Origin of the sequence: Actinorugispora endophytica (genome assembly GCF_004363075.1) — a bacterium.
Classification (GTDB): domain Bacteria; phylum Actinomycetota; class Actinomycetes; order Streptosporangiales; family Streptosporangiaceae; genus Actinorugispora; species Actinorugispora endophytica.
The window spans coordinates 82,488-104,166 of record NZ_SNYN01000013.1; the positions used below are offsets into that span (position 1 = coordinate 82,488).

Consider the following 21,679-nt stretch of genomic DNA (forward strand, 5'->3'; position numbering starts at 1 on the left):
ATCGATCATGGTCGATAATGGCTTCATGACCGTGACGCCAGCCGCCCCGCCCGCCCTTCCCTTCGACGACGCCGCGACCTACGCCTCATGGTTCGCCACCCTGGCCGACCCCACCCGGGTGCGGCTCCTGCACGCCGTCGCCTCCGCCCCGGGCGGGACGGCGGTCGGCGTGCTCGCCGCCTCGATCGGGGTCGGGCAGCCCACGGTCTCGCACCACCTGCGCAAGCTCGCGGAGGTCGGCTTCGTCACCCTGACCAAGGACGGCACCTCCACCCGGGTGTCGGTCAACCCCGCCTGCTGCAGCGGGCTGCCGCACGCCGCCGACGCCGTCATGGGCCTGCTCGACGCCCGGCCCTGCTGCCCCACCGACCTGCCAGAGGACGTCGTCGTGCGCGCCATGCGCCCCGGTGACATGGAGGCCGTGCGCGAGATCTACGCCCAGGGCATCGCCACCCGCAGCGCCACGTTCGAGACGGAGGTCCCCGGCGCCGCCGAACTGGAGGCCAAGTGGCTGCCCGGCCACCGCTGGGTCGCCGAGGCCGGCGGCGCCGTCGCGGGCTGGGCCGCGCTCGCCCCCGTCTCGGCGCGGGAGTGCTACGCGGGCGTCGCGGAGAACTCGGTCTACGTGGGCGAGAACGCCCGCGGGCGCGGTGTCGGCAAGGCCCTCATCCACCGGCAGGTCACCGCGGCAGACGAGGGCGGCCTGTGGACCCTGCAGACCTCGATCTTCCCCGAGAACAAGGCCAGTCTCGCCCTGCACCGCGGCGCGGGCTTCCGCACCCTGGGAGTGCGCGAGCGCATCGCCCGCCTCGACGGCCGGTGGCGCGACACCGTGATGCTGGAACGCCGCAGCCCGACCGACAGCGCCTGCTGCGACACCCGCCCCGAGGAGCGGTAGCCGCCGCCCTGCCTCCCGCACCCGGTGACGATCTTGAGCCGGAGTTCCGGAGCCGGGGTTCTTGGAACGCTGACGTCGAGATCATCGCAGTGAGGCGGGCATCGGGCGCGCTGTAGCGGTCGCGGCCCGCGGACGGGAACCCCCGTCGGCTCGTCTCCGTTGGGACGGGTGTTCCTGCCACCGGCCGGGATGGAGTCCGATGGGCAGCAGAGTCGTACTGATCCGCGACAGCGGGCTCACCGACGCGGTCGACTACGCCTACGCGGCCTCGGTGGAGGCCCCGGTGCGCGCCGTGTGGACCGCCGGGGCGTGCCCCCTCGACGCCGACGGGAACACCGTCGCCGTGGGCGACTACGCCAGCCGGGCGCGGTCGGGGCCCCTCGGGGATCCCGACCGCGGCGTCGGCGTCCTTGGCCTCGGACGCCATGGCGATGTCGCCCGGTGCGGCTGCGGGGGTTCAGCCCGGGGACCGACCGGTGCCGACGGGGGAGCCCTGCCGCGGGGCGGGGGCGCGCACGAGCTGGCTGAGCAGGGCCAGCACCGGTAGCTCCACCAGTGGACCGACCACCAGGGCCACGGCGATCAGGGGCCGGTCGGGGAAGGCCGCCACCGCGAGGGCCAACGCGATGGGGGAGTTGCGCGCGGTGGCGGTCATGGTGAGCGTGACCCGCTGGTCGGCGGGCAGGCGCAGCAGGCGGGAGGCGGCGACCGCCGCCAGGGGCGCGATGACGAAGAACAGGGCCAGCGGTGCCAGCAGGACGAGCAGTTCGGCGCCGTGGGCCACGACGGTGCGGGCCTGCCAGGCGAACATGGCGAAGACCGCGACGTAGAGCAGGGGCAGCACCAGGCGCGAAGCCGGGGCCACGACCGCGCGGTCGCGCCGGGCGGCGCCCTGGTAGCGGGCCGCCGCCCAGCGCAGCAACGAGGCCGCGGCCAGCGGGACGACCAGCACCAGCAGCACCGACTCGGCCAACGTGGCGCCGTCGACCATGGCGGCCTGTCCGCCCAGCAGCAGCACGTAGACCGGCAGCAGGAGCAGTTGCAGGACCAGGTTGAGCGGCAGCAGGGCGGCGGCGATGCCGGTGTGGCCCCGGGCCATGGCGGTGAAGACCAGGTACCAGTCGGTGCACGGAGTCACCAGCAGCAGCAGCAACCCGACGCGCAGGTCGGGGGAGCCCCCCAGCAGACCCGCGCCCAGGGCCCAGGCCAGGGCCGGGGTGAGGACGAAGTTGAGCGCCAGACTCGCGGCCACGACCGGGCGGGCCCGGTGTACCGCGCGCACCCGGGAGGCGTCCATCTGCGCGAACACCGCCGTCAGCATCACCAGCAGCGCGGGCAGGACCACGTGCCCGGCCGCGGGCCCGATCGGCCAGGCCAGGCCCGCGCCCAGTCCGGCCGCCGCGGCGGCGGCCACCAGCACACTCTGCAACCGCTCGGCGAGCGGCATCTACTTCTCCTCCGCTGCGCCGGCGCGGTCGTCGCCGAGGGCGCCGAGCAGGCGGGCGGCCTGCCAGGCCGGGCTTCCGGGTTCGGGCCGGCGGCGGGCGTCGAGGCGGGCGTGCAGGCGTACCCCTTGGGTGGTGAAGTCGATGCGCAGGCGCAGGAAGGAGCAGCACCGGCGCTCGGCCGCGGCCAGCTCGGCCAGCGGCCCGGCCTGGGAGAGGGGGAGGCTCCAGGAACTCCCCTGGGGCCGAGGGGTTCTGCGGCCCTGTCGGAGCAGCAGGCGCCACCGGCTGATCCGCTGCCGGTGGTCGCCCGCGTCCAGTGAGCACGAGGGCGCCTCGGTGGCGGCCGCGACGGTCCCGCGGGCGTGGGGAAGGGGCTCGGCGGGGGCGGGCGGACCCGCGTCGAGGGAGGCGCAGCCGGGGTCGCAGGGGGTGTCGCGGTCGGGCAGCTCGTCCAGGCGGCGCAGCGCGCCCGCGAGCAGGGCCCGGAAGCCCTCCAGCTCCGCGCTCCGCCTCTCGGCCTCGGCCAGCCGGTGGGAGAGGCGGGGCTTCAGGGTGGCCTTGACCTGGGAGCAGGGGCGGTCGGCCCAGATCGCGGTGAGTTCGCCGATCTCGGCCAGGTCCAAGCCGAGCTTCTTGGCGGTGGTGATGAAGGCCAGCCGCTGAAGCGCGCGCTGGTCGTAGAGGCGGTACCCGGCCTGCGAGCGCTGGGCCGGGAGCAGGCCCCGGTCCTCGTAGTAGCGCAGGGTCGAGGCCGCGACACCGGAACGTTCGGCCAGTTCGGAGACGCGCATCAGTGCCATCCGCCCACAGTAGGCCTTCGAGTCGACTCGAAGGTCAAGCGGCGCCGCCCCCGGGACGGCGCCGGAGGGGACGCCGGAACCGCCGCCTTCGATGATCCTGACGTTAACGCTCTGCCATGTCCGTTTCGAGGGGTGCCGACGTCAAGACATCGGAGGATTCGACACGGAGCGCAGTGGTCAGACCCCGGTCAGTTCTCCCGGTAGCAGTCGGCGAGGGCGGTGAAAGCGGCCTTGGGCTCCCAGGGCATGTCGGGGTAGGTGGTCCCGGGGCGGCCGTCGAGGACCTTGACGATGCCGTAGCCGGCCAGGTCCAGGTCATCGCGGGGATCACCGTCGGGGCGGTGCAGGTGGTCGTACAGCGCGAAGACGAACACGAAGGCGCTGTCGACGCCTTCGGCTTCGAAGATCTTCAGCAGCTCGCGCAGGTACGCGGCCTGGCCGGCCTCGTCGCGGACGTATTCGCCGTTCAGCCGGACGGGCCTGCGGGTGCTCCTGTCGTACTCGACGATCTCCAGCCCCCGGGCGCCCCTCTGGCCGGCACCGCGGTAGCCGGCCGCGCCGAACTCGGTGATCGCGACCGGCTTTCCCCGCGCGACGAGGCCGCGGACGCCGTCGGCGAAGCGGTCGGCGGTCTCGGCCGACCGGTAGAGGTCCACGGACACGATGTCGAAGGGCGTCCAGTCGACGTTCTCCAGCGGCACGGAGGCGTAGGTGATCCTGCCGCCGAAACGCTCGCGGACGAGTCCCACGGCTCTGCCGAGGAATTCGTTGACACGTGCGCTGACTTCGACGATCCGCTCGCGCGGGCGATGAGAGCCGCTCAGGAGCTCGACGCGTTCCTCGATGCTGTCGCCGGGCAGGAAACCCGGGTTCATCAGGCTCAGCTCGGCGCCGGTGACGAGAACGACCTCGGCTCCGCGCTGCCTGATCCGCTCCGCGCGCCCGGCGCAGTCGGCGAGAAGCGACAGCGTCTCGTCGGTGGCCAGCTCGAGAGGATAGGGCGAGAACCAGACCTCGAGGCCGAGTTCGGCGGCGTGTGCCGCCGCGAACTCCAGCCGCTCCGGATCACCGCCGATGACGCGGACCGCGTCGCAGTGCAGGTCGTCGCGGATGACGCGCAGCTCACGCCTGACCACCTCCGGGTCGAAGGACTCACGGGAGAACGTTCCTTTGTGGACGAAGCCGGTGTCATAGCTGATGCCTCTGGCCCGCATGCCTCGCATCCTCTCCTGATGGAAAAATTTAAGGTACTCACCGTACCTTAGTTGCCGTGGTTCAGGGGTGACAACCAGAATGGGAAGGTACGTTCGGTACCGATTGGGGAAGAGGCCATGGCGGGGGAACCGGTGAGGCGGTCAGGTGCCGGACGGACGCGGCGGCGCGGGGCGGCCCTGGAGGAGGCGATCCTGCGCGCCGCGGTGGACGAGCTCACCGAGGCCGGATACGCCGGGTTGACCATGGACAGGGTCGCCGCCCGCGCCGGTACCAACAAGAACGCCGTCTACCGTCGCTGGCCGAACCGCCTCGCGCTCGGCATCGCCGCTTATCGGCAACTGGCCACGACGGTTCCGCCCCCCGACACCGGCAGTCTGCGCGGCGACGTCCTCGAGCTGCTGCGCCAGGTGAACCGCCACTGGAGCTCCCCCCTCGGCGCGGTCCTGCGCGAACTGCTCTCCGCGGCCGGCGGCGCGTCGGAACTCCTGGCGCAGCTTCAGGAGCGGTCCGGTGACGCCGCGGCCGCCCCCTGGCTGACCGTCCTGGGGCGCGCGGTCGCACGCGGTGAGGCGGCCCCCGAAGCGCTCCATCCACGGGTCGCCACCGTGGCCGTCGTCCTGCTGCGCAACGAGTTCGTCGTGCGCGGGATCCCCGCCGCGCCCGACGGCGTCATCGTCGAGATCGTCGACGAGGTGTACCTTCCCCTGGTGCGGCGACGGGGCCCGACCCGGGACCGGCCCAGTGGAGAAGTGTCCGGTTCGTAGGGAACCTCCGGCACGGGGGTGATTCGGCGTGCCGGTGCTTCGGGTGGGTCTTTCGGTCTCACGCCACGCGGATCGCGAGGTCACGGCGGGCGGGGCTGGAGGCCCGCGCGTCCCCGCCGGATGTCCGTGACGCGGCGGTTCGAGGGCCGGTTCCGCTTTGCCCCGGAATGATCTTGGGCTTTCCGCCCTTCCGGCCCCCGAAACGGGCAGAAAGCCCAAGACCGTCAGCGGAACCCTCACGCAACGGACATCGTGGGCGCGGCCCCGACCGGCACCCGCCGTCGCTGCCCGCCGTGACCCCGCGATCCGCGTGGCGTGAGGCCGAAAGACCCCCTGAAGCACCGGCACGCGAGTCACCCCCGCGCCGGCAACTCCCTAGTGGTCTTCCCGCCCGCCACCCTCACGTCCTGACGTGGTAGCGAAGGTAGACCATCCCGTTGCCGAAACGGCGCTCGTCGAGGAGCCGGAGCCGGAGCCGGACACCGTCGGGGAGGAAGCGCCTGCCGCCTCCCACCGCGACGGGCGTGATGAACAGGTGGAACTCGTCGACCAGCCCGGCGGCGAGCGCGTGGGAGGCGAGGCCCGGGCCGCCCACGGCGAGGTCGCGCTCCGCTGACGCCTTCATCCGCCGGACGGACCCGGGGGCGAAGTCCCGTTCGATCCGCGTTCCGGAGGTGCGGACCGCCTCCAGCGTCGTGGAGTACACGATCTTGTCGGCAGCCCGCCACTGCTCCGCGAAGTCCCGCATGACGGGCGACCGGTCGGCGAGGCCGGGGTCGGTCTCCCAGACGGCCATCGTCTCGTACAGTCGGCGCCCGTACAGGTACGTGCCGATCGGGCGTTGGAGGTCGTTGACGAAGGCGTGCACCTCCTCGTCCGGCGCGGCCCAGTCGAACCTGCCGTCCTCGTCGGCGATGTAGCCGTCGAGCGACGCCAGCGACGAGTAGATCAGCTTCGCCATGGGTGTCCCCTCTCCACGCGGCCGCGCCCGCGGGACGGACCCGGCCGGTCGGGTCGTACGTGCCCGGAAAGACCGCCGCGTACCCCCCGGGGGGCGTGTCAGCCGGCCACTGGCGTGAACACGCCGCCGAGCCGGTGGTCGATCAGCTCCACGGCCCGTTCGGGGCTCTGCTGCCCGAGCAGGACGCTCGTCTGCAGGCCCGTGGCGCCTGCCACGAGGAGCGCGCTCTCGGCCTCGATATCGACCCCCGGAAGCACCTGGCCGAGCTTCCGGCCTTGGGAGAGGAGGTCGGCCACGAGGGCTTCCAGGGCGCGGGGCGCGTCGCGGGCCGCGGCGGCCAGGGCGGGGTCGGTGGCGAAGGGGATGAAGTACGCCGCGTACACGAGGTGCCGGTTGCGCCGCTCCTCGTCCAGCGGCAGCAGCTCCAGCAGCACCCCGCGCACGAGCGCGCGCCTGTCGGGCGCCTCGCCCAGCGCCGCCAGGCGCTCCCTGGCCCGCTGCTCGGCGTCGGAGTTGAGGATCTCCAGCGCGCCCAGCAGCAGACGGTCGCGGGTGCCGAAGTAGTACTGCAGCAGCCGGGCGGAGACCCCGGCCTCGGCGGCGACCTGCCGCAGGGTGACGTCTTCGAGCCCGCCGCGGGTGGCCAGGCGCCACACCGCCCGCGCGATCTGGCGGCGGCGCAGCTCGTGGTCCGCCTGTCGGGGCATGCCGTCCCTCCTCTGGGCCGTGGTCCGGAACCTCCGATTGTGGTGCGATCGTACCAAAATCTTGTTATGGTTCGATCGAACCACAATGGAGGGCGTCCCGGCGCCCCGGTCGCGGCCCTCTGGGCCGGAGGAGGAAGAGGAAATGGCGTATGCAGCGTGCCTGGTCGTCGGAATGGCGGCGCTGGTCCTGGGGGCGCAGGGCGGTATCCGGTTGCTGGTCGACCACGGTGACGCCGGGGTCCTCCAACAGGTGCCCGGAGGGTTCGCGGTGTGGCTGGCCTGCTACGCGGCGATGGCGGTCCTGGGCGCCGCCCTGGCCGGATGGGGTGCGAAGCGGGCCGGGCTGGGCGGCCGCGCCGAATGACCGGCCCGCGCCGAGGGGGCGGTCACGGCGGGCTGGTCGCCGCCCCCGCCGAATCCTGCGCGTCGACCGCCGCGAGCACCGCGTCGGCCAGTTCCGCGACGGACCCGCCCGCTCCCGCGTCGACGCGGTCCAGGCCGAGCCCGGCGACGGCGTCCAGCATGATCGCCTGGTAGCGCGCGGAGCGGGCCAGGAACCTGTCCATCAGGAGGCGCTCGTGGTCCGTCGCCTCGTTGTACCGGCCGGCCCGGCGTATCCGGGCGCGGAGCACGGCGTCGTCCGCGGTGAGCCATACGGCGGCCGTGCCTGGTACCGCGAGCCCGGCGACATCGGTCGGCCAGAGCGCCGCCCCCTCCAGGACCAGGCCCGCGCCGGCGCTGCCGTCAGCCGCGTACTCCGTGATCAGCCGCTCGATTCGGGGCCACAGGCGCTTGTAGTGGTCGAGGACGGAGGCGGTCAGCTCGTCGACCGTGAGTGATCCGTAGTGCTCGGCCACGTGTGCGGGAACCTCCCGCTCGGGTGTCCGCCACGGTCGTCCCGGGTGCCGCGCCAGCCCGTCCGTCGACAGGCACTCGAAACCGAGCCTGTCCGCGACCGCCCGGGCGACGGTCGACTTCCCGGTGTTCGACGTCCCCCCGACCAGCACCACCCGCACACCGTCCGCACCGCCGACCCTGGTGCCCTTCGTCCGGAGTCCGGTGGGCCGTGCCGCCCGAGGTCGGTTCGGCCGCCGCGCGCGGGCCTCCTTCACCTCGCGGTTGATGGCCCAGGCGTCGGCGACCGGACCGAGGTGGCCGAGCTTGTCGGGGTTGATCACCCCGCGGATGGTCTGGACCCGCCCGTCGAGCATCTCCAGGGACAGGACGTGCAGGATCCTGCCGTCCCGGTCGCGGAAGACCGCGCCGGGCCGGCCGTTGACCTCGCTCGGCTCGAACGTCACGCCGACCCGGGCCAACCAGGGGAGGGCCGCGCCCAGTACCCGGGCCACCCTGTCCGCGCCCGTGACGGCCCTGGCCAGATGCGGGGCCTTGCCGCCGGCGTCCCCGACCAGCCGCGCGTCGGCGGCCAGCAGGTTCCGCAGCCCGCCCACGTCACCGTCCTTCATCGCGTCGAAGAACCGCGCCGCCAGCTCCTGCTGCTCCCGACGGTCCGCCGCGAACCGCGGCCGTCCGGTCTCCATGTGCCGCCGCGCCCGTACCAGCAGCTGGCGGCATGCCGCCTCCGAACGCCCCACCGCCGAGGCGATCTCGTCGAACCCGAAGGCGAACACCTCCCGAAGCAGGAAGACCGCCCGCTCCAGCGGACCGAGCCGCTCCAACAGCAGCAGCGCCGCCATCGACACCGAGTCGGCCAGCTCCGCCGACCGCGCCGGATCCTGGTACGGATCGTTCAGCAGCGGCTCGGGGAACCACGGCCCGACGTACTCCTCCCGCCGCACCCGCGCGGAACGCAGCACGTCGATCGAGATCCGTGTCACCGTGGCCGACAGGAAGGCCTTGGTCGACGCGGGCCGGGTCGACGAGCGGTCGAAGCGCAGCCAGGTCTCCTGCACCGCGTCCTCGGCCTCGCCCACACTGCCCAGAATCCGATAGGAGATCGAGAACAGCAGCGGCCGCAGCTCCTCGAATTCCTCGACCTTGCTCACGCCGACCCACCCCTTCCTGGAACCCTCCCGCCCGGCCGTACCCGCCGGCGCGGGCGGCTTCTGGCGCCCGTCCGGGCCGTCGACAGGCCGGGGCCGAGCCCCGGGCCCGTCGACGACGCGGTTCAGTGGAACTGCCCGGGCTCGTAGTCTCCGGCCGGCTGCCGGGTGATGATGTTCAGCCGGTTCACCGTGTTCATGAAGGAGACCAGGAGCGCCAGGGCTGCGAGCTGCTCCTCGTCGTAGTGCCCGGCGGCGCGGGCCCACACCTCGTCGCCGACCCCGCCGGCCGAGTCTGCGACCCGGGTCCCCTCCTCCGCCAGCTCCAGCGCGGCACGCTCGGCCCCGGTGAAGACCGTCGCCTCCCGCCACGCCGCCACCAGGTTCAGCCGCACCGGGGTCTCGCCCGCGGCGGCGGCCTCCTTGGTGTGGATGTCGACGCAGACGGCGCAGCCGTTGATCTGGCTCACGCGGAGCGACACCAGCTCCTGGGTCGAGGCCGGCAGCGGCGCTTCCTTGAGCGCCCTGCCCGCCGAGATGAAGTACTTGAGGGCCTTGCCCGCGGTCGGGTCGGCGAAGTAGTCCAGTCGCGCTTCCATGATGTGCTCCTCCGTGATCGCCAGTGGCTTACACATCCCGAGACGAGACGGACCGGCTCCCTGTGACGCGGGCGGGTGTGACCCGCGTCTCTTTCCGTGGCGCGTGTCGGCCGCCGGAGCGCCCGCCGTCCACGGCCGGCGCGGCCGAGAGGCCGCCGGGCCCCGTGGGCCGTCCATGACCGCCAGATTGCATGATCATGCGTGTTGGCGCATACTCTTCCCATGTCTAAGGTTCTTACCTCCCTGCCCATCGGCGAGCGCGTCGGCATCGCCTTCTCCGGTGGCCTCGACACCTCCGTCGCGGTCGCGTGGATGCGCGACAAGGGCGCCGTCCCGTGCACCTACACCGCCGACATCGGCCAGTACGACGAGCCCGACATCGCGTCGGTGCCCGGCCGCGCGTCGGCGTACGGCGCCGAGATCGCGCGCCTGGTCGACTGCCGGGCGGCCCTGGTCGAGGAGGGCCTGGCGGCGCTCACGTGCGGCGCGTTCCACATCCGCTCGGGCGGGCGCGCCTACTTCAACACGACGCCGCTCGGCCGTGCCGTCACCGGCACCCTGCTGGTCCGGGCGATGCTCGAGGACGGCGTGCAGATCTGGGGCGACGGCTCCACGTTCAAGGGCAACGACATCGAGCGGTTCTACCGCTACGGCCTGCTCGCCAACCCGCACCTGCGCGTCTACAAGCCGTGGCTCGACGCGGACTTCGTCTCCGAGCTCGGCGGCCGCAAGGAGATGTCGGAGTGGCTGCTCGCCCACGGCCTCCCCTACCGCGACAGCACGGAGAAGGCCTACTCCACCGACGCCAACATCTGGGGCGCCACGCACGAGGCCAAGACCCTGGAGCACCTCGACACCGGCGTCGAGACCGTGGACCCGATCATGGGCGTGCGGTTCTGGGACCCCGAGGTCGAGATCGCCGCCGAGGACGTGACGATCGGCTTCGACCAGGGGCGTCCGGTGGCGATCAACGGCAAGGAGTTCGCCACCCCGGTCGCCCTGGTGATGGAGGCGAACGCCATCGGCGGCCGCCACGGCCTGGGTATGTCCGACCAGATCGAGAACCGGGTGATCGAGGCCAAGAGCCGCGGCATCTACGAGGCCCCCGGCATGGCGCTGCTGCACGCCGCGTACGAGCGCCTGGTCAACGCGATCCACAACGAGGACACCCTCGCGCAGTACCACAACGAGGGCCGGCGACTCGGCCGCCTCATGTACGAGGGCCGCTGGCTCGACCCGCAGGCGCTGATGATCCGCGAGGCGCTGCAGCGCTGGGTGGGTACGGCGGTCACCGGAGAGGTGACGCTGCGGCTGCGGCGCGGCGAGGACTACTCGGTCATGGACACCTCCGGCCCGGCGTTCAGCTACCACCCGGACAAGCTGTCCATGGAGCGCACCGAGGACTCGGCGTTCGGCCCGGTGGACCGGATCGGCCAGCTCACCATGCGCAACCTCGACATCGCCGACTCCCGTGCGAAGCTGGAGCAGTACGCCGGCCTCGGCATCGTCGGCAACACGCACACGACGCTCACCGGTGCCGCCCAGGCCGCCTCGACGGGGCTGATCGGCGCGATGCCGCAGGGCGGAGCCGAGGTCATCGCCTCCCGCGGCAAGGTCGAGGGCGACGACCGGATGCTCGACCGCGCCGCGATGGAGTCCGGCACCGACTGACCGGGGCGGGGGCGGCGCGCCACCCCGGCGCCGGCCACCGGGCTCAGACGCGGATGAGGGTCAGGTAGGCGAACCCCATCACCTCGCGCCATCCGTCGATCCGGGCGACCCGGTGCCGGTCGGCGGCGGCCCGTACCTCGTCGGCGTCGGGGGAGTCGGGGTTCTCCAGGAGCCACTCCTCCCGGCCCTGGGCGTGCCCGGACTCGAAGTCGTCCCACTCCTCCAGGCCGGCCTGCGACAACGCCCGCAACCGGAACCCGTACGACAGGGCCAGGTCCACCAGGCCCCGCGTCGTCCGGTACTGCTCGCGCGGGGTGTCGTACATGGCGGCCAGCTCGGCGTCGGTGGGATCGCGCTGCCAGAAGCACTCGCCGAACAGCAGGCGGCCACCTGGTTCGAGCATGGCGCTGAGCGCCTCCAAGGCGTTGGCGGTGTGCTCGACCGGGTCGCCGCCCCATACGTGGGTGGCGCCGATGTTGACGGCGATGTCGGCCGCGGCGCCCTGCCAGGCGCCCGCGTCGCTGGCCACCAGCCGCACCCGGTCGGCCAGGCCCCGCCTCCCGGCGTTGGCCCGGCCGTGGGCGACGGCCTCCTCGTCGAGGTCGATACCCAGCCCGGTGGCGGTCGGCGCGAGCTCCAGGACGCGCAGCAGAAGTTCGGCCCAGCCGCAGCCGACGTCGACGACTCTCCTGTCGTCCAGAGGGCCCAGGGTGCGGAGGAGCCGGGCGGCGTGGGCGTCCGACAGCGGCCCGTTGAAGTCGAGGTTCCGGTACGCGGGGGGAAGCGGGGGATCGGTCATCGGAACAGGATGCCCCACCGGGGAAAGGGGGGCCACCGGTTTCCGCCGCCTGTCGCGCCCCGCGAGCCCGGGCACCGTTCCCGCCGAGGCCCCTCACCAGGCGGAACGCGGCCGCCCCCGGCCGAAGGCCGGATCGGGGCGTCCGGGAGCGGTGGTTAGGATCGCCGGGAGGGGCGCGGTTGCGAACCGACGTGAGGTGGCTGGTCGATGAAGCCGACGGTGTTCCTTCCCGAAGACGTGACGTGGCGGGTGCAGCTGGACCGCGCCATGTGGGTGGCGGGGGTGCGCGCGCTGATGCTGCAGGCGCTGCACCCGGTGGCCATGCAGGGTGTCTGGCAGTGCTCGGACTTCATGGCCGACCCCGTCGGGCGGCTGATGCGCACCGCGGCCTACGTCGCCGTCACCACCTACGGCAGCCCCGACGAGGCCGCGGAGTTCGGCGCGCGGGTGCGCCGGGTGCACGAGCGGCTGTCCTTCACCGATCCGGACACCGGGCGGCGGCACCGGGTGGACGAGACCGACCTGCTGCTGTGGGTGCACTGCGCCGAGGTCGTGTCCTACCTGGAAGTGGTGACCAGGTCCGGGCTGCGGCTCACCCGCGACGAGGCCGACCGCTACTTCGCCGAGCAGACCCGCACCGCCGCCCACGTCGGCCTGGACCCCGCCGACGTGCCCGACTCCGCGGAGCGGATGCGCCGCTACCTCGCTGCGGTCCGCCCCCGGCTCGGGGCCTCCGACGCGGCCGTGTCCACGGTGCGCTTCCTGCTGTGGCCCGCCGTCCCCGGACGGCTCAGGCTGCTCGCCCCCGCCAGGCCGCTGTGGCTGCCCGTGGGCGCGCTGTCCTACTACACGCTGCCCCTCTGGGCCCGCCGCGAGTACCGCGTCCTGCCCGAGCCGCCCGGTACGCGGACAGCGGTCACGGTGGCTCTGGGCGCGCTGCGCACCGGACTGCACGCCCTGCCCCCGGCGCTGTACGACCGCCTCTTCGACGAGGCCGCGGCGCGCCGCGCCGACGCCGCGCTGCGCCGCCTGGCCGAGGCCGGGTACGACACCGGCCGAGGCCTGGAGGGGCTGCGGTCCCCCGCCTCCTGGCCCCCTGCCGGGGTCCGGGCGGCCTGGAGGGCCGACACCGGGGACGCCCGGAGCTGAGGGGCGGCTCTTCGAACGGGTCCCGTCCGCCGCATCAGGGCGGACCGCCGGGGTAGGGCCCGTGATGAGGGAAGCTCCGCAGGGGAGGTCCATGATGCCGTTCACCGACCGGAGGGACGCGGGACGGCGGCTCGCGGCGGCCGCGGGGCACCTGCGCGGTCCGGACACCGTCGTCCTGGGGCTGCCGCGCGGCGGGGTCCCGGTGGCGTTCGAGGTCGCCACCGCGATCGCCGCGCCGCTGGACGTGGTCGTGGTCCGCAAGATCGGCGCGCCGTTCCAGCCGGAACTGGCCATGGGCGCGATCGGCGAGGACGGCGTGCGGGTGGTCGACCGGCGCGTCATGGACATGGCGGGAGCGGGGCAGGACGAGTTCGCCGCCGTCGAGGAGCGCGAACGGGCGGAACTGGAGCGCAGGGTGCGCCGCTTCCGGACCGGCCGCCCGCGACTGCCGTTGAGGGGCCGCGCGGCCGTGATCGTGGACGACGGGATCGCGACGGGGTCCACCGCGCGGGCCGCCTGCCAGGTGGTGCGCGCCCAGGGCGCGCGCCGGGTGGTGGTGGCGGCGCCGGTGGGGGCGCCGGACGCGGTCGAGCGGTTGCGTGGGGAGGCCGACGAGGTGGTCTGCCCCGAGACGCCCCGGGAGTTCAGCGCCATCGGCCAGTGGTACGCGGACTTCGCCCAGACGTCCGAGGACGAGGTGGCCGACCTGCTGGACCGCGCCGCCGCGCCGGGGGTGGACGAGGACGTCGAGACCGCCGCGGGACCGGTGCGCCTGGCGGGGCGACTCACCGTCCCGGAGCGGGCGCTCGGCGTCGTGCTGTTCGCGCACGGCAGCGGCAGCGGCCGCCACTCGCCGCGCAACCGGGCGGTCGCCGCCGCCCTGAACCGGGCGGGGATGGGAACGCTGCTGTTCGACCTGCTCACCGGTGAGGAGGAGGCCGACCGCGACAACGTGTTCGACGTGGACCTGCTGGCGGGGCGGCTCGGCGAGGCCACCCGCGACCTGCGCGGCCGCGCGGAGGCGGCGGAGCTGCCGGTCGGCTACTTCGGGGCGAGCACCGGCGCCGCGGCGGCGCTGGCGGCCGCGGCCGAGCCGGGGAACCCCGTCGCCGCGGTGGTCTCCCGGGGCGGCCGCCCCGACCTGGCGGGGGACCGGCTGGAGGCGGTCCGGGCCGCGACCCTGCTGATCGTCGGCGGCGCCGACCCGGGGGTCCTCGAGCTGAACGGCCGGGCCCAGGCGCGGATGCGCTGCGAGAACCGGCTCACCGTGGTGCCCGGCGCCACCCACCTGTTCGAGGAGCCGGGTGCCCTGGAGACGGTGGCGGAGCTGGCGCGCGCCTGGTTCGCCGACCACCTGGCCGTCGCGCCCTGACCGGCGCGGAGGAGCAGCCCGAAGAGGACGGGGGTGGGCCTGTGGGCATGAGGCGGCGGGTGCGCCGCTATGCCTGGCTGATGGGGGCGTGCCTGCTCCTGTTCGGATTGTCCGCGCCGGTCGCGTCCCTGTTCGGGGCCGGCTGGGGGATCGCCATGTGCGCGGTGGCCGCGGTCATCCCGCCGGTGGCCGTGATCATCGCCAACAGCTCCGACCCGGACGACCCGCGGGACCACGACGCCCGGTTCGGCCCCAACGCGGAGTGATCCGGTCCGCGCCGGCCCGCACCGCCCGCCGCGGCCCCCATACCATGAGGTGAGCCGCCACAAGCGGGCCCCAGCAGCGAAACCGAACTCGACGACGAGAAGAGGCCACCGTGACCGAGCAGCAGCCCCCCGAGGACCGGCGCACGACCGAGGACGCCACCGGCGCGCCCGTGTTCAAGGGGCGCAAGAACGGGCCCTACCGGGGGGTCTCGGCGGAGCTGGCGGAGTGGATGCGCACCGGTTGGGCCGACACCGAGCGGCGCGATCTCGAACCCGTCGAGCAGGCCCCCTACGCGGCCAAGCGGCGCGCCGCGCTCAGCGCGCGCTTCCCGGGCGAACGCCTGGTCGTCCCGGCGGGGGACCTCAAGGTCCGCTCCAACGACACCGAGTACCCCTTCCGCGCGGCCAGCGATTACGTGTACCTGACCGGGGACCGGTCCGAGGGCGGCTGCCTGGTGCTGGAGCCGCGCGCCGACGGCGGGCACGACGCGGCCGTCTACCTGCTTCCCCGCTCCGACCGCGACAACGGCGAGTTCTGGCTGGACGGCCACGGCGAGCTGTGGACCGGGCGGCGGCACAGCCTCGCCGAGGCGTCGACGCTGCTGGGACTGCCCGCCCGCGACGTGCGCACCCTGGCCGGGGTGCTGGGCGGGGCGCCCGCGAAGCCCGCGCGGATCGTGCGCGGCCACGACGCGGGGCTGGAGGCGGTGCTCGCCTCGGACCGGAGCGGGGAAGGGGCGGAGAAGGCCGCCGGGCGCGACGAGGAACTCGCGGTCTTCCTGCACGACCTGCGCCTGGTCAAGGACGAGTGGGAGGTCGGTCAGCTCCAGAGGGCGGTGGACTCCACCGTGCGCGGCTTCGAGGACGTCGTGCGGATGCTGCCCGAAGCCGAGGCCACCTCCGAACGGTACGTCGAGGGCGCCTTCTTCCTCCGCGCCCGGGTCGAGGGCAACGACGTCGGCTACGGGACCATCGCCGCGTCCGGACCCAACGCCACCACCCTGCACTGGGTCCGCAACGACGGCCCGGTGCGCCGGGGCGAGCTGCTGCTGCTGGACGCGGGTGTGGAGACCACCACCCTGTACACCGCCGACGTCACGCGCACCATCCCCGTCAGCGGGCGCTTCACCGACGTCCAGCGCCGCGTCTACGACCTGGTGCACGCGGCGCAGGAGGCGGGGATCGCGGAGGTCCGGCCCGGAAACCCGTTCCGCGCCTACCACGACACCGCCCAGCGCGTGCTGGCCGAGGGCCTCGTCGAGTGGGGGCTGCTGGAGGGGCCGGTGGAGCGCGTCGTCGGACTGGGCCTCCAGCGCCGCTACACCCTGCACGGCACGGGCCACATGCTCGGCCTGGACGTGCACGACTGCGCCGTCGCGCGCACCGGGGCCTACGTGGACGGGCTCCTGGAGCCGGGCATGGTCCTCACCGTCGAGCCGGGCCTGTACTTCCAGCCCGACGACCTGACCGTGCCCGAGGAGCTCCGCGGCATCGGCGTGCGCATCGAGGACGACATCCTGGTCACCCCCGAGGGCAACCGCAACCTGTCCGAGGGCCTGCCGCGCTCCTCCGCCGACGTCGAGGCCTGGCTGGCCGACCGGCTGCCCAGGGCCTAGTTGTACCGACCACGGAGGTTGAGTACAGCCCCAGGGCGATTTGACAGCAGGAGAGGGCCTCCGACACAGGTGTGGATTATCCAGAACGACACCTGAGGCAAGTCAGGAGACCTCCGGCGCGGGGGCGTTTCGGGCACCGGTGCTCCGGGTGGGCCTTTCGGCCCCGCGCCACGCGGATCACGAGGTGACGGCGGGCGGCGACGGCGGGCGGGGGCCGGAGGTCCGCGCGTAACCGCCGGACGTCCGTGACGCAGGGGTTCGAGGGCCGGTCCCGCCCTCACCCGGAATGATCACGGGCTTTCCGCCCTTCCCGGCCCCGAAACGGGCGGAAAGCCCGAGACCGGCAACGAAACCCCCATACAACGGACTTCGTGGGCGCGGCCCCGGCCCCGCCGCCCGCCGTCGCCGCCTCGTCACCGCGTCGCACACGAGGACACCCCGACGATCCGGCCGACGGAGTCCCGGCACCGAATCCCCCCCGCGCCGGAAACCCTAGGACGCGCCGCCGTGTCCGTTGTACCCGTCGGCGCGCTCCTGGCCGGACAGGGCGGCGATGGCGTCCATGATCTCGTCGGTGACGACCCGGCGGGCCTTGCCCGGCTGGAAGTGCTCGTAGCCCGTGGAGAAGTCCAGCGGCGCGCCGAAGCGGACGCGGATCGGGCTCAGGCGCGGCATCCGCTTGCCGATCGGCTGGATCCTCTCGGTGCCGAACAGCGCGACCGGCACGACCGGCGCCTTGGAGGCCAGCGCCAGGAAGGCGACCCCGGTGCGGCCCCGGTACAGGCGTCCGTCCCTGGACCGGCTGCCCTCGGGGTAGATCCCGAAGGCGTCCCCCTCGCCGAGGACGTCCAGGCCCGCCTCCAGCGCCCCCATCGCGTCCCGGCCGGTGCCGCGTTTGACCGGTACCGCTCCCAGGACGGAGAAGGCGGCCTTGGACAGCCGCCCCTTGACGCCGGGCCCGTCGAAGTACTCGGCCTTGGCGAGGAAGCGCACCCGTCGGGGCACCGCGAGGGGGATCACCACGCTGTCGACGAAGGAACGGTGGTTGCTGGCGAGGATCACCGGTCCCGTCCTCGGAATGCGCTCCACCCCCTCGATCAGGGGCCGGTACAGGGCCCTGCCCACCGCAGAGGCGACCAGCCGGGTCGTTCCGTAGAGCACGCGTCTTCTCCTGTCGGGTCCGTCGGCGCGTGTTTTCGCGCACGTAGAACCTACCGGCCTCGGCGCGAACAGGGGGGTTTGAGGGAGGGGGTGGCGGAAGGTGCCGGAACGACCGAATTTCGCGGTAGAAATGTCCGGTGATCTATCACTTGGTACCGATCGAAAAGTGGAAGTCCGACCCCGAGCGCCCCTACACACCCGCCTCGCTGGAGCGGGACGGCTTCGTGCACGGCGCCGCCGACGAGAAGATGACCCTGCGGGTCGCCAACGCCTTCTTCCGGGACCCGCCCAGCCCGGTGGTGGCCCTGGTGATCGACGAGGCCGGGCTCAGTTCGGAGGTCCGGGACGAGAAAGCCGTCCCCACGCCACCCGGGTTCTCCGAGGGCGTGACCTTCCGGCACGTGTACGGCCCCATCGAGCGTTCGGCCGTCGTCGCGCTGCTGGACCTGGAGTGCGACGACCAGGGGTGCTACACCGCGCTGGTGCCCAGGGGGTGAGGCGGGCCCGGTGGCGGATCCGCGCCCGCCGTCCGGGGCACCGCGCCGACGAGGCCGGCGGAGGTCCGATCCGCGGCCGGTGTCAGTCGTCCGCCCGGTACACGACACCGAACACGAGCAGCGCGTCCTTCGCCGGCCCCAGGCCCAGCTCCGGGTAGTCCTCGACGGCCCCCTGCCGGATGACGTACGGGGTCCCCGGCCAGCGGGACGCGATCTCGGTCGCGATGGAGGTCCGGGCCGCGGCGGCGGCCGTGTCCCGCTCTCCAGGGGTCTCCATCTCCGCCTCGGCGTACGTCCGCGCGACGAGGTCGACGGCGCGGGCCTGCGCGGGGACCAGTCCCGAAGCGCGGTTCAGTGTCTCAAGCCTCGGTCGCAGCCAGTCCTCACGGCTCTTGTCGCTCATGTGCTCATCATCACCGGGAGTCCCCCGGCTGTCACGCGTCGGCGCGGCTCAGGGGCCGGATATGCGTTTTCTTGGGGAAAACCCGAAAGGACGAAAGGGACCTTACCCACTTGCGGTGGCGGAGGCGCAGTGGGTTCGATTGCCCCGCGAGCGAAGTCTTCACCTGGAGGCCAAACCTCGTTCGAGAGCGTCGGGTAGACATCTCGTGTTCTCAGGAGGAGAACAGGAGAACAGGCGAGGAGAGTCCAGTCGGGCGGGGACAGCGGGCGGGTCCGGCCGCCGCGGTCCGGGCCGCCGGTCCGGCGATCGCGATACCCCCAAACGTCCTGGACGATGAGGAACGCACATGAAGATTTCAGTGGTAATCCCGGCCTTCAACGAGGAGGCCGTGATCGGGCGCTGCCTGGAGGCACTACTGAACCAGACCTCGCCGGCCGACGAGATCCTGGTCGTGGACAACAACTCCACCGACCGGACCCTCGAGATCGCGGAGCGGTACCGCCGGCGCGGCGTCCGGGTGGTCCGGGAGACCCGGCAGGGGCTGGTCCCCGCGCGCAACCGCGGTTTCGACGAGGCGACCGGGGACGTCCTGGGCCGCATCGACGCCGACACGGTGGTCGAACCGGACTGGGTGCTCCGGCTGCGCTCGGCCTTCGCGGACCCGACCGTGTCGGCGGTGACCGGCCCCTCCTGGTTCTACGACGCGCCGCTGCGCCGGACCGGGCTGGCCGGACAGCGCCTCTTCTGCCACCAGGTCAACCGGATGCTCGCGGGCCACCCGATGCTGTGGGGCTCGAACATGGCGCTGACCCGGGACTGCTGGCGGGAGGTCCGCGACCACGCGTGCCCGGGTCCGGACATCTTCGAGGACCTCGACCTCGCCATCCACCTGCACCGGCTGGGCCGCCGAGTGCGCTACGAGGAGAACCTGAGGGCGCCGGTGTCGGCGCGGCGCATCGCGGGCTCCCTCCGGGAACTCCACCACTACCTGCGGACCTGGCACCACACCTACTCGATGCACGGCCAGCGGCGGGCCGCGGTCGGCGCCCGGGCGGTCAAGGCGCTCGGGCTGGTGCTGCTGTTCCCGTCGGTCACGCTGATGCTGCGGGCGTACCAGCCCTACGAGGGCACCCTCTCGATCCGCCGGCTGTTCTCCCGCGCCTCGGAGGCCCGGCCCATCCCCTGACCACGGAGGCGGGGCGCGGCGCGGGCCGGGCGGTGACCCCCGGGCGGCCCGCGCCGCGCCCGATGGTCAGCCCTGTTCGGCGGGGCGCCAGTCGGCGTTGGCACCGCAGATGACCACGCACGGAAGGTCGCCGGGGACGCGTCCGGCCAGCCAGGCGGCCATCGGGGCGGCCGCGGCGGGTTCGGCGGCGATCCGGAACTCCTCCCACAGCAGGTCGCGTGCGGCCAGGATCTCGGTGTCGGACACCAGGACCGGGGCGATCCGGCCCCGGCTCAGCACCGCGAAGGGCACGTCGCCGAGCCGGGAGGCCCCCAGCGCGGAGGCGGCCACCGAATCCACGGGCGAGTTCACCGGTCCGCCCGCGGCGAGGGCGGCGTGCATGCTCTGGCAGCCCTCGGGCTCCACCGCGGCCGTGGTGCGTCCGTCGCCGATGGCCAGGCTCACCCCGGCCGCCAGTCCGCCCCCGCCCACGGCCACCGCCACGGAGTCGCACTCGGGGGCGTCGGCGACGATCTCGTAGCCCAGGGTGCCCTGCCCGGCGACCACGTCGGGGTCGTCGTAGGCGTGCACGTAGCGCGCCCCCTCGAGTTCGGCCCGCCGCAGCGCGGCCTCGGCGGCCACCGCGTAGTGCGTGCCCACGCGCACGATCTCGGCTCCGGACGCCGCCAACCGCCGGGCCTTCGCCTCGGGGACGGTCTCGGGCACGTACACGGTGGCCCGCACCCCCAGCACGCGCGCGGCGGTCGCCACGCCCAGGCCGTGGTTGCCGCCCGAGGCGGTGACGACGTGCCCGGGCACGTCGTGCGCGAGCAGCGCGTTGAGCGCCCCGCGCAGCTTGAACGCGCCGGTGGTCTGGAGGTGCTCCAGTTTGAGCAGCAGAGGACGTCCGTCGAGCCGGGTCCGCAGCATCGGGGTGCGGCGGGCGTACGGCGCGATGCGCTCGGCCGCGGCTCGCACGTCGATGGCCGTGGGAACGGGTGTCGGGACTGTCGTGCTCGGTGTCATGGCTCTACTCTGCCCGTAGTGATCATTAAGTTAAAGTTGGGATTTCTAAGGTTCATTAAGTAAAGCTTAATTCTAGGGGCGGCCCATGCTCGACGCCAACCGGTTGCGGGTCCTGGTGGAGGTGGCGCGCGCGGGGTCCATCGCCGCGGCGGCCGAGCGCATGTCGTTCACCCCGCCGGCCCTGTCCCAGCAGCTCACCAAGTTGGAGCGGGAGCTGGGCTGCGTGCTGGTGGAGCGGGGCCGGGGCGGGGCGCGGCTCACCGAGGCCGGCCGGGTGCTGGTGGAGCACGGCGAACGGGTCCTGGGAGAGCTGCGCGACGCGGAGCAGGCGGTGCGCGCGACACTGGGGGAGCACCCGCCCGCCCTCACACTGGGGGCGTTCGCCAGCGCGGGCAAGACCCTGGTCCCGCGCGCCCTGGCGGCCTTCCGGCGGGCGCACCCGCACGTGCGCCTGGCGTTGAGCGACGTGGAGCCGCCCGACGGGTACGGACCGGTCACCTCCGGCGACCTCGACCTGCTGATCACGCACCGCTACCCCGGGGTGGCGCTGCCGCCCGCCGGGGGGCTGCACCGCGAACCGCTGCTCACCGACCCGCTGATGCTGGTCCTGCCGACGGGGCACCCGGCCGCCGGGGCGTCCGGGCTGAGCCTCGGCGACCTGGCCGACCAGGAGTGGATCTGCGGCGCGCCGGGCATCCACAACCGGATCGCGCTGGAGAGCGCCGCCGCCGAGGCCGGGGTGAGCCTGAACGTGGCGTACGAGACCCGCGACTACGAGGTCACCCTCGCGCTGATCCGCGCGGGCGTGGGCGTGGGCCTGGTCCCGTCGACGATCCTGCGCTCGGCCCCCGAGCAGGGCTGGACCTCGCACCGGCTGCGCGGAACCGACATGGCCAGGGAGATCTACCTGGTGCACCGCCGCCGCCCGCGCGATCCGGCCCCCGAGATGGTCGCCACCCTGCGCGCCTCGGCCGTGGCCGCCTAGTGCGGTGGCCACGAGCGTTCACCCGGCTCAGGCGGACGACGTGTCGGAGCAGGGGCAGGTCCACCCCTGCCCGGCGCCACGAACCCGGCGAACGGTCCCGGCCACCGCACTAGGGAAGCTCCGGCGCGGGGGTGGATTCGGGCACCGGTGGTTTTGTTGACGGTCGTGGGCTTT

At 73.5% G+C, this 21,679-nt stretch carries 23 protein-coding genes; 12 read left to right on the plus strand and 11 right to left on the minus strand.

The window, feature by feature from the left end; translation table 11 throughout:
• The first annotated feature begins 25 nt into the window (after nucleotides 1–25).
• Together EV190_RS15730 and EV190_RS24130 are read left to right on the plus strand one after the other, a co-directional pair.
• On the plus strand, nucleotides 26–898 hold the full coding sequence (locus EV190_RS15730) for a helix-turn-helix domain-containing GNAT family N-acetyltransferase (protein ID WP_133742325.1): 873 nt from the start codon (nucleotides 26–28) through the stop codon (nucleotides 896–898).
• Between the two features lie 199 nt (nucleotides 899–1,097).
• Nucleotides 1,098–1,445, plus strand: a complete 348-nt coding sequence (locus tag EV190_RS24130; protein ID WP_243742605.1) for a hypothetical protein — start codon at nucleotides 1,098–1,100, stop codon at nucleotides 1,443–1,445.
• On the opposite strand, the gene EV190_RS15740 is transcribed toward EV190_RS24130, so the two are convergent.
• The 3 genes from EV190_RS15740 to EV190_RS15750 all read right to left on the minus strand — a co-directional run bounded on the left by EV190_RS15740 (nucleotide 1,356) and on the right by EV190_RS15750 (nucleotide 4,360).
• Nucleotides 1,356–2,345, minus strand: coding sequence for an arsenic resistance protein (locus EV190_RS15740; RefSeq protein WP_133742326.1), 990 nt, complete (start codon nucleotides 2,343–2,345; stop codon nucleotides 1,356–1,358). The two genes, EV190_RS24130 and EV190_RS15740, sit on opposite strands and share 90 nt — an antisense overlap.
• The gene (locus EV190_RS15745; protein ID WP_133742327.1) at nucleotides 2,346–3,146 is read right to left on the minus strand and encodes a MerR family transcriptional regulator; all 801 of its coding nucleotides are present in this window, start codon (nucleotides 3,144–3,146) and stop codon (nucleotides 2,346–2,348) included. It abuts the gene before it with no gap.
• A gap of 188 nt (nucleotides 3,147–3,334) precedes the next feature.
• A complete protein-coding gene (locus EV190_RS15750; protein WP_133742328.1) occupies nucleotides 3,335–4,360 on the minus strand; it encodes a hypothetical protein in 1,026 nt (341 codons plus the stop codon).
• A 132-nt stretch (nucleotides 4,361–4,492) separates the two neighbouring features.
• Here EV190_RS15750 and EV190_RS15755 point away from each other — a divergent pair, with 132 nt between their 5' ends.
• Nucleotides 4,493–5,125: a TetR/AcrR family transcriptional regulator gene (locus EV190_RS15755; protein ID WP_243742606.1), complete on the plus strand. Its 633-nt coding sequence runs from the start codon at nucleotides 4,493–4,495 to the stop codon at nucleotides 5,123–5,125.
• 400 nt (nucleotides 5,126–5,525) lie between these two features.
• Here EV190_RS15755 and EV190_RS15760 read toward each other — a convergent pair whose 3' ends face one another.
• Entirely contained in the window at nucleotides 5,526–6,086 is a 561-nt protein-coding gene (locus EV190_RS15760; RefSeq protein ID WP_133742330.1) for a dihydrofolate reductase family protein, read from the minus strand.
• A gap of 98 nt (nucleotides 6,087–6,184) precedes the next feature.
• Entirely contained in the window at nucleotides 6,185–6,793 is a 609-nt protein-coding gene (locus tag EV190_RS15765) for a TetR/AcrR family transcriptional regulator (protein ID WP_133742331.1), read from the minus strand.
• A 142-nt stretch (nucleotides 6,794–6,935) separates the two neighbouring features.
• On the opposite strand from EV190_RS15765, the gene EV190_RS15770 reads away from it, so the two are divergent.
• Complete coding sequence (locus EV190_RS15770) at nucleotides 6,936–7,157, plus strand: hypothetical protein (protein WP_133742332.1); 222 nt, start codon at nucleotides 6,936–6,938, stop codon at nucleotides 7,155–7,157.
• A gap of 22 nt (nucleotides 7,158–7,179) precedes the next feature.
• Here EV190_RS15770 and EV190_RS24435 read toward each other — a convergent pair whose 3' ends face one another.
• Both EV190_RS24435 and EV190_RS15780 read right to left on the minus strand, forming a co-directional pair.
• On the minus strand, nucleotides 7,180–8,799 hold the full coding sequence (locus EV190_RS24435; protein WP_341770560.1) for an RNA polymerase sigma-70 factor: 1,620 nt from the start codon (nucleotides 8,797–8,799) through the stop codon (nucleotides 7,180–7,182).
• Nucleotides 8,800–8,921: 122 nt separating this feature from the next.
• Entirely contained in the window at nucleotides 8,922–9,395 is a 474-nt protein-coding gene (locus tag EV190_RS15780; protein ID WP_133742333.1) for a carboxymuconolactone decarboxylase family protein, read from the minus strand.
• A 222-nt stretch (nucleotides 9,396–9,617) separates the two neighbouring features.
• On the opposite strand from EV190_RS15780, the gene argG reads away from it, so the two are divergent.
• Nucleotides 9,618–11,066, plus strand: a complete 1,449-nt coding sequence (argG, locus tag EV190_RS15785; RefSeq protein ID WP_133742334.1) for an argininosuccinate synthase — start codon at nucleotides 9,618–9,620, stop codon at nucleotides 11,064–11,066.
• Between the two features lie 43 nt (nucleotides 11,067–11,109).
• On the opposite strand, the gene EV190_RS15790 is transcribed toward argG, so the two are convergent.
• On the minus strand, nucleotides 11,110–11,865 hold the full coding sequence (locus tag EV190_RS15790) for an SAM-dependent methyltransferase (protein WP_133742335.1): 756 nt from the start codon (nucleotides 11,863–11,865) through the stop codon (nucleotides 11,110–11,112).
• A gap of 207 nt (nucleotides 11,866–12,072) precedes the next feature.
• Between EV190_RS15790 and EV190_RS15795 the strand changes: the two genes are divergently transcribed.
• The 4 genes from EV190_RS15795 (at nucleotide 12,073) to EV190_RS15810 (ending at nucleotide 16,268) form a co-directional block, all read left to right on the plus strand.
• The gene (locus tag EV190_RS15795) at nucleotides 12,073–13,014 is read left to right on the plus strand and encodes an oxygenase MpaB family protein (RefSeq protein WP_133742336.1); all 942 of its coding nucleotides are present in this window, start codon (nucleotides 12,073–12,075) and stop codon (nucleotides 13,012–13,014) included.
• A gap of 94 nt (nucleotides 13,015–13,108) precedes the next feature.
• Nucleotides 13,109–14,386 (plus strand): phosphoribosyltransferase family protein, encoded by a 1,278-nt coding sequence (locus EV190_RS15800; RefSeq protein ID WP_133742337.1) that lies wholly within the window; start codon nucleotides 13,109–13,111, stop codon nucleotides 14,384–14,386.
• Between the two features lie 47 nt (nucleotides 14,387–14,433).
• Nucleotides 14,434–14,652, plus strand: coding sequence for a DUF3099 domain-containing protein (locus EV190_RS15805; protein ID WP_133742359.1), 219 nt, complete (start codon nucleotides 14,434–14,436; stop codon nucleotides 14,650–14,652).
• Between the two features lie 110 nt (nucleotides 14,653–14,762).
• On the plus strand, nucleotides 14,763–16,268 hold the full coding sequence (locus EV190_RS15810) for an aminopeptidase P family protein (RefSeq protein ID WP_133742338.1): 1,506 nt from the start codon (nucleotides 14,763–14,765) through the stop codon (nucleotides 16,266–16,268).
• Nucleotides 16,269–16,760: 492 nt separating this feature from the next.
• Here EV190_RS15810 and EV190_RS15815 read toward each other — a convergent pair whose 3' ends face one another.
• On the minus strand, nucleotides 16,761–17,429 hold the full coding sequence (locus EV190_RS15815; protein WP_133742339.1) for a lysophospholipid acyltransferase family protein: 669 nt from the start codon (nucleotides 17,427–17,429) through the stop codon (nucleotides 16,761–16,763).
• A 137-nt stretch (nucleotides 17,430–17,566) separates the two neighbouring features.
• Between EV190_RS15815 and EV190_RS15820 the strand changes: the two genes are divergently transcribed.
• Nucleotides 17,567–17,926 carry a DUF952 domain-containing protein gene (locus EV190_RS15820; protein WP_133742340.1) on the plus strand — a complete coding sequence of 120 codons (360 nt, stop codon included), beginning with the start codon at nucleotides 17,567–17,569 and terminating at the stop codon, nucleotides 17,924–17,926.
• An 82-nt stretch (nucleotides 17,927–18,008) separates the two neighbouring features.
• On the opposite strand, the gene EV190_RS15825 is transcribed toward EV190_RS15820, so the two are convergent.
• Nucleotides 18,009–18,329 carry a hypothetical protein gene (locus EV190_RS15825; RefSeq protein WP_133742341.1) on the minus strand — a complete coding sequence of 107 codons (321 nt, stop codon included), beginning with the start codon at nucleotides 18,327–18,329 and terminating at the stop codon, nucleotides 18,009–18,011.
• Nucleotides 18,330–18,675: 346 nt separating this feature from the next.
• Here EV190_RS15825 and EV190_RS15830 point away from each other — a divergent pair, with 346 nt between their 5' ends.
• Nucleotides 18,676–19,515, plus strand: coding sequence for a glycosyltransferase (locus EV190_RS15830; protein ID WP_133742342.1), 840 nt, complete (start codon nucleotides 18,676–18,678; stop codon nucleotides 19,513–19,515).
• A gap of 66 nt (nucleotides 19,516–19,581) precedes the next feature.
• Here the strand turns inward: EV190_RS15830 and EV190_RS15835 are convergent, their stop codons facing one another.
• Nucleotides 19,582–20,520 (minus strand): serine/threonine dehydratase, encoded by a 939-nt coding sequence (locus EV190_RS15835; RefSeq protein WP_133742343.1) that lies wholly within the window; start codon nucleotides 20,518–20,520, stop codon nucleotides 19,582–19,584.
• Nucleotides 20,521–20,605: 85 nt separating this feature from the next.
• Here EV190_RS15835 and EV190_RS15840 point away from each other — a divergent pair, with 85 nt between their 5' ends.
• A complete protein-coding gene (locus EV190_RS15840; RefSeq protein ID WP_133742344.1) occupies nucleotides 20,606–21,505 on the plus strand; it encodes a LysR family transcriptional regulator in 900 nt (299 codons plus the stop codon).
• Nucleotides 21,506–21,679 lie beyond the last annotated feature (174 nt).

Coding starts and splice junctions, on each gene's coding strand:
- EV190_RS15730 (WP_133742325.1), top strand. CDS start 26: ATGACCGTGACGCCAGCCGCCCCGCCCGCCCTTCCCTTCGACGACGCC.
- EV190_RS24130 (WP_243742605.1), top strand. CDS start 1,098: ATGGGCAGCAGAGTCGTACTGATCCGCGACAGCGGGCTCACCGACGCG.
- EV190_RS15740 (WP_133742326.1), bottom strand. CDS start 2,345: ATGCCGCTCGCCGAGCGGTTGCAGAGTGTGCTGGTGGCCGCCGCCGCG.
- EV190_RS15745 (WP_133742327.1), bottom strand. CDS start 3,146: ATGGCACTGATGCGCGTCTCCGAACTGGCCGAACGTTCCGGTGTCGCG.
- EV190_RS15750 (WP_133742328.1), bottom strand. CDS start 4,360: ATGCGGGCCAGAGGCATCAGCTATGACACCGGCTTCGTCCACAAAGGA.
- EV190_RS15760 (WP_133742330.1), bottom strand. CDS start 6,086: ATGGCGAAGCTGATCTACTCGTCGCTGGCGTCGCTCGACGGCTACATC.
- EV190_RS15765 (WP_133742331.1), bottom strand. CDS start 6,793: ATGCCCCGACAGGCGGACCACGAGCTGCGCCGCCGCCAGATCGCGCGG.
- EV190_RS15770 (WP_133742332.1), top strand. CDS start 6,936: ATGGCGTATGCAGCGTGCCTGGTCGTCGGAATGGCGGCGCTGGTCCTG.
- EV190_RS15780 (WP_133742333.1), bottom strand. CDS start 9,395: ATGGAAGCGCGACTGGACTACTTCGCCGACCCGACCGCGGGCAAGGCC.
- argG (WP_133742334.1), top strand. CDS start 9,618: ATGTCTAAGGTTCTTACCTCCCTGCCCATCGGCGAGCGCGTCGGCATC.
- EV190_RS15790 (WP_133742335.1), bottom strand. CDS start 11,865: ATGACCGATCCCCCGCTTCCCCCCGCGTACCGGAACCTCGACTTCAAC.
- EV190_RS15795 (WP_133742336.1), top strand. CDS start 12,073: ATGAAGCCGACGGTGTTCCTTCCCGAAGACGTGACGTGGCGGGTGCAG.
- EV190_RS15800 (WP_133742337.1), top strand. CDS start 13,109: ATGCCGTTCACCGACCGGAGGGACGCGGGACGGCGGCTCGCGGCGGCC.
- EV190_RS15805 (WP_133742359.1), top strand. CDS start 14,434: ATGAGGCGGCGGGTGCGCCGCTATGCCTGGCTGATGGGGGCGTGCCTG.
- EV190_RS15825 (WP_133742341.1), bottom strand. CDS start 18,329: ATGAGCGACAAGAGCCGTGAGGACTGGCTGCGACCGAGGCTTGAGACA.
- EV190_RS15830 (WP_133742342.1), top strand. CDS start 18,676: ATGAAGATTTCAGTGGTAATCCCGGCCTTCAACGAGGAGGCCGTGATC.
- EV190_RS15835 (WP_133742343.1), bottom strand. CDS start 20,520: ATGACACCGAGCACGACAGTCCCGACACCCGTTCCCACGGCCATCGAC.
- EV190_RS15840 (WP_133742344.1), top strand. CDS start 20,606: ATGCTCGACGCCAACCGGTTGCGGGTCCTGGTGGAGGTGGCGCGCGCG.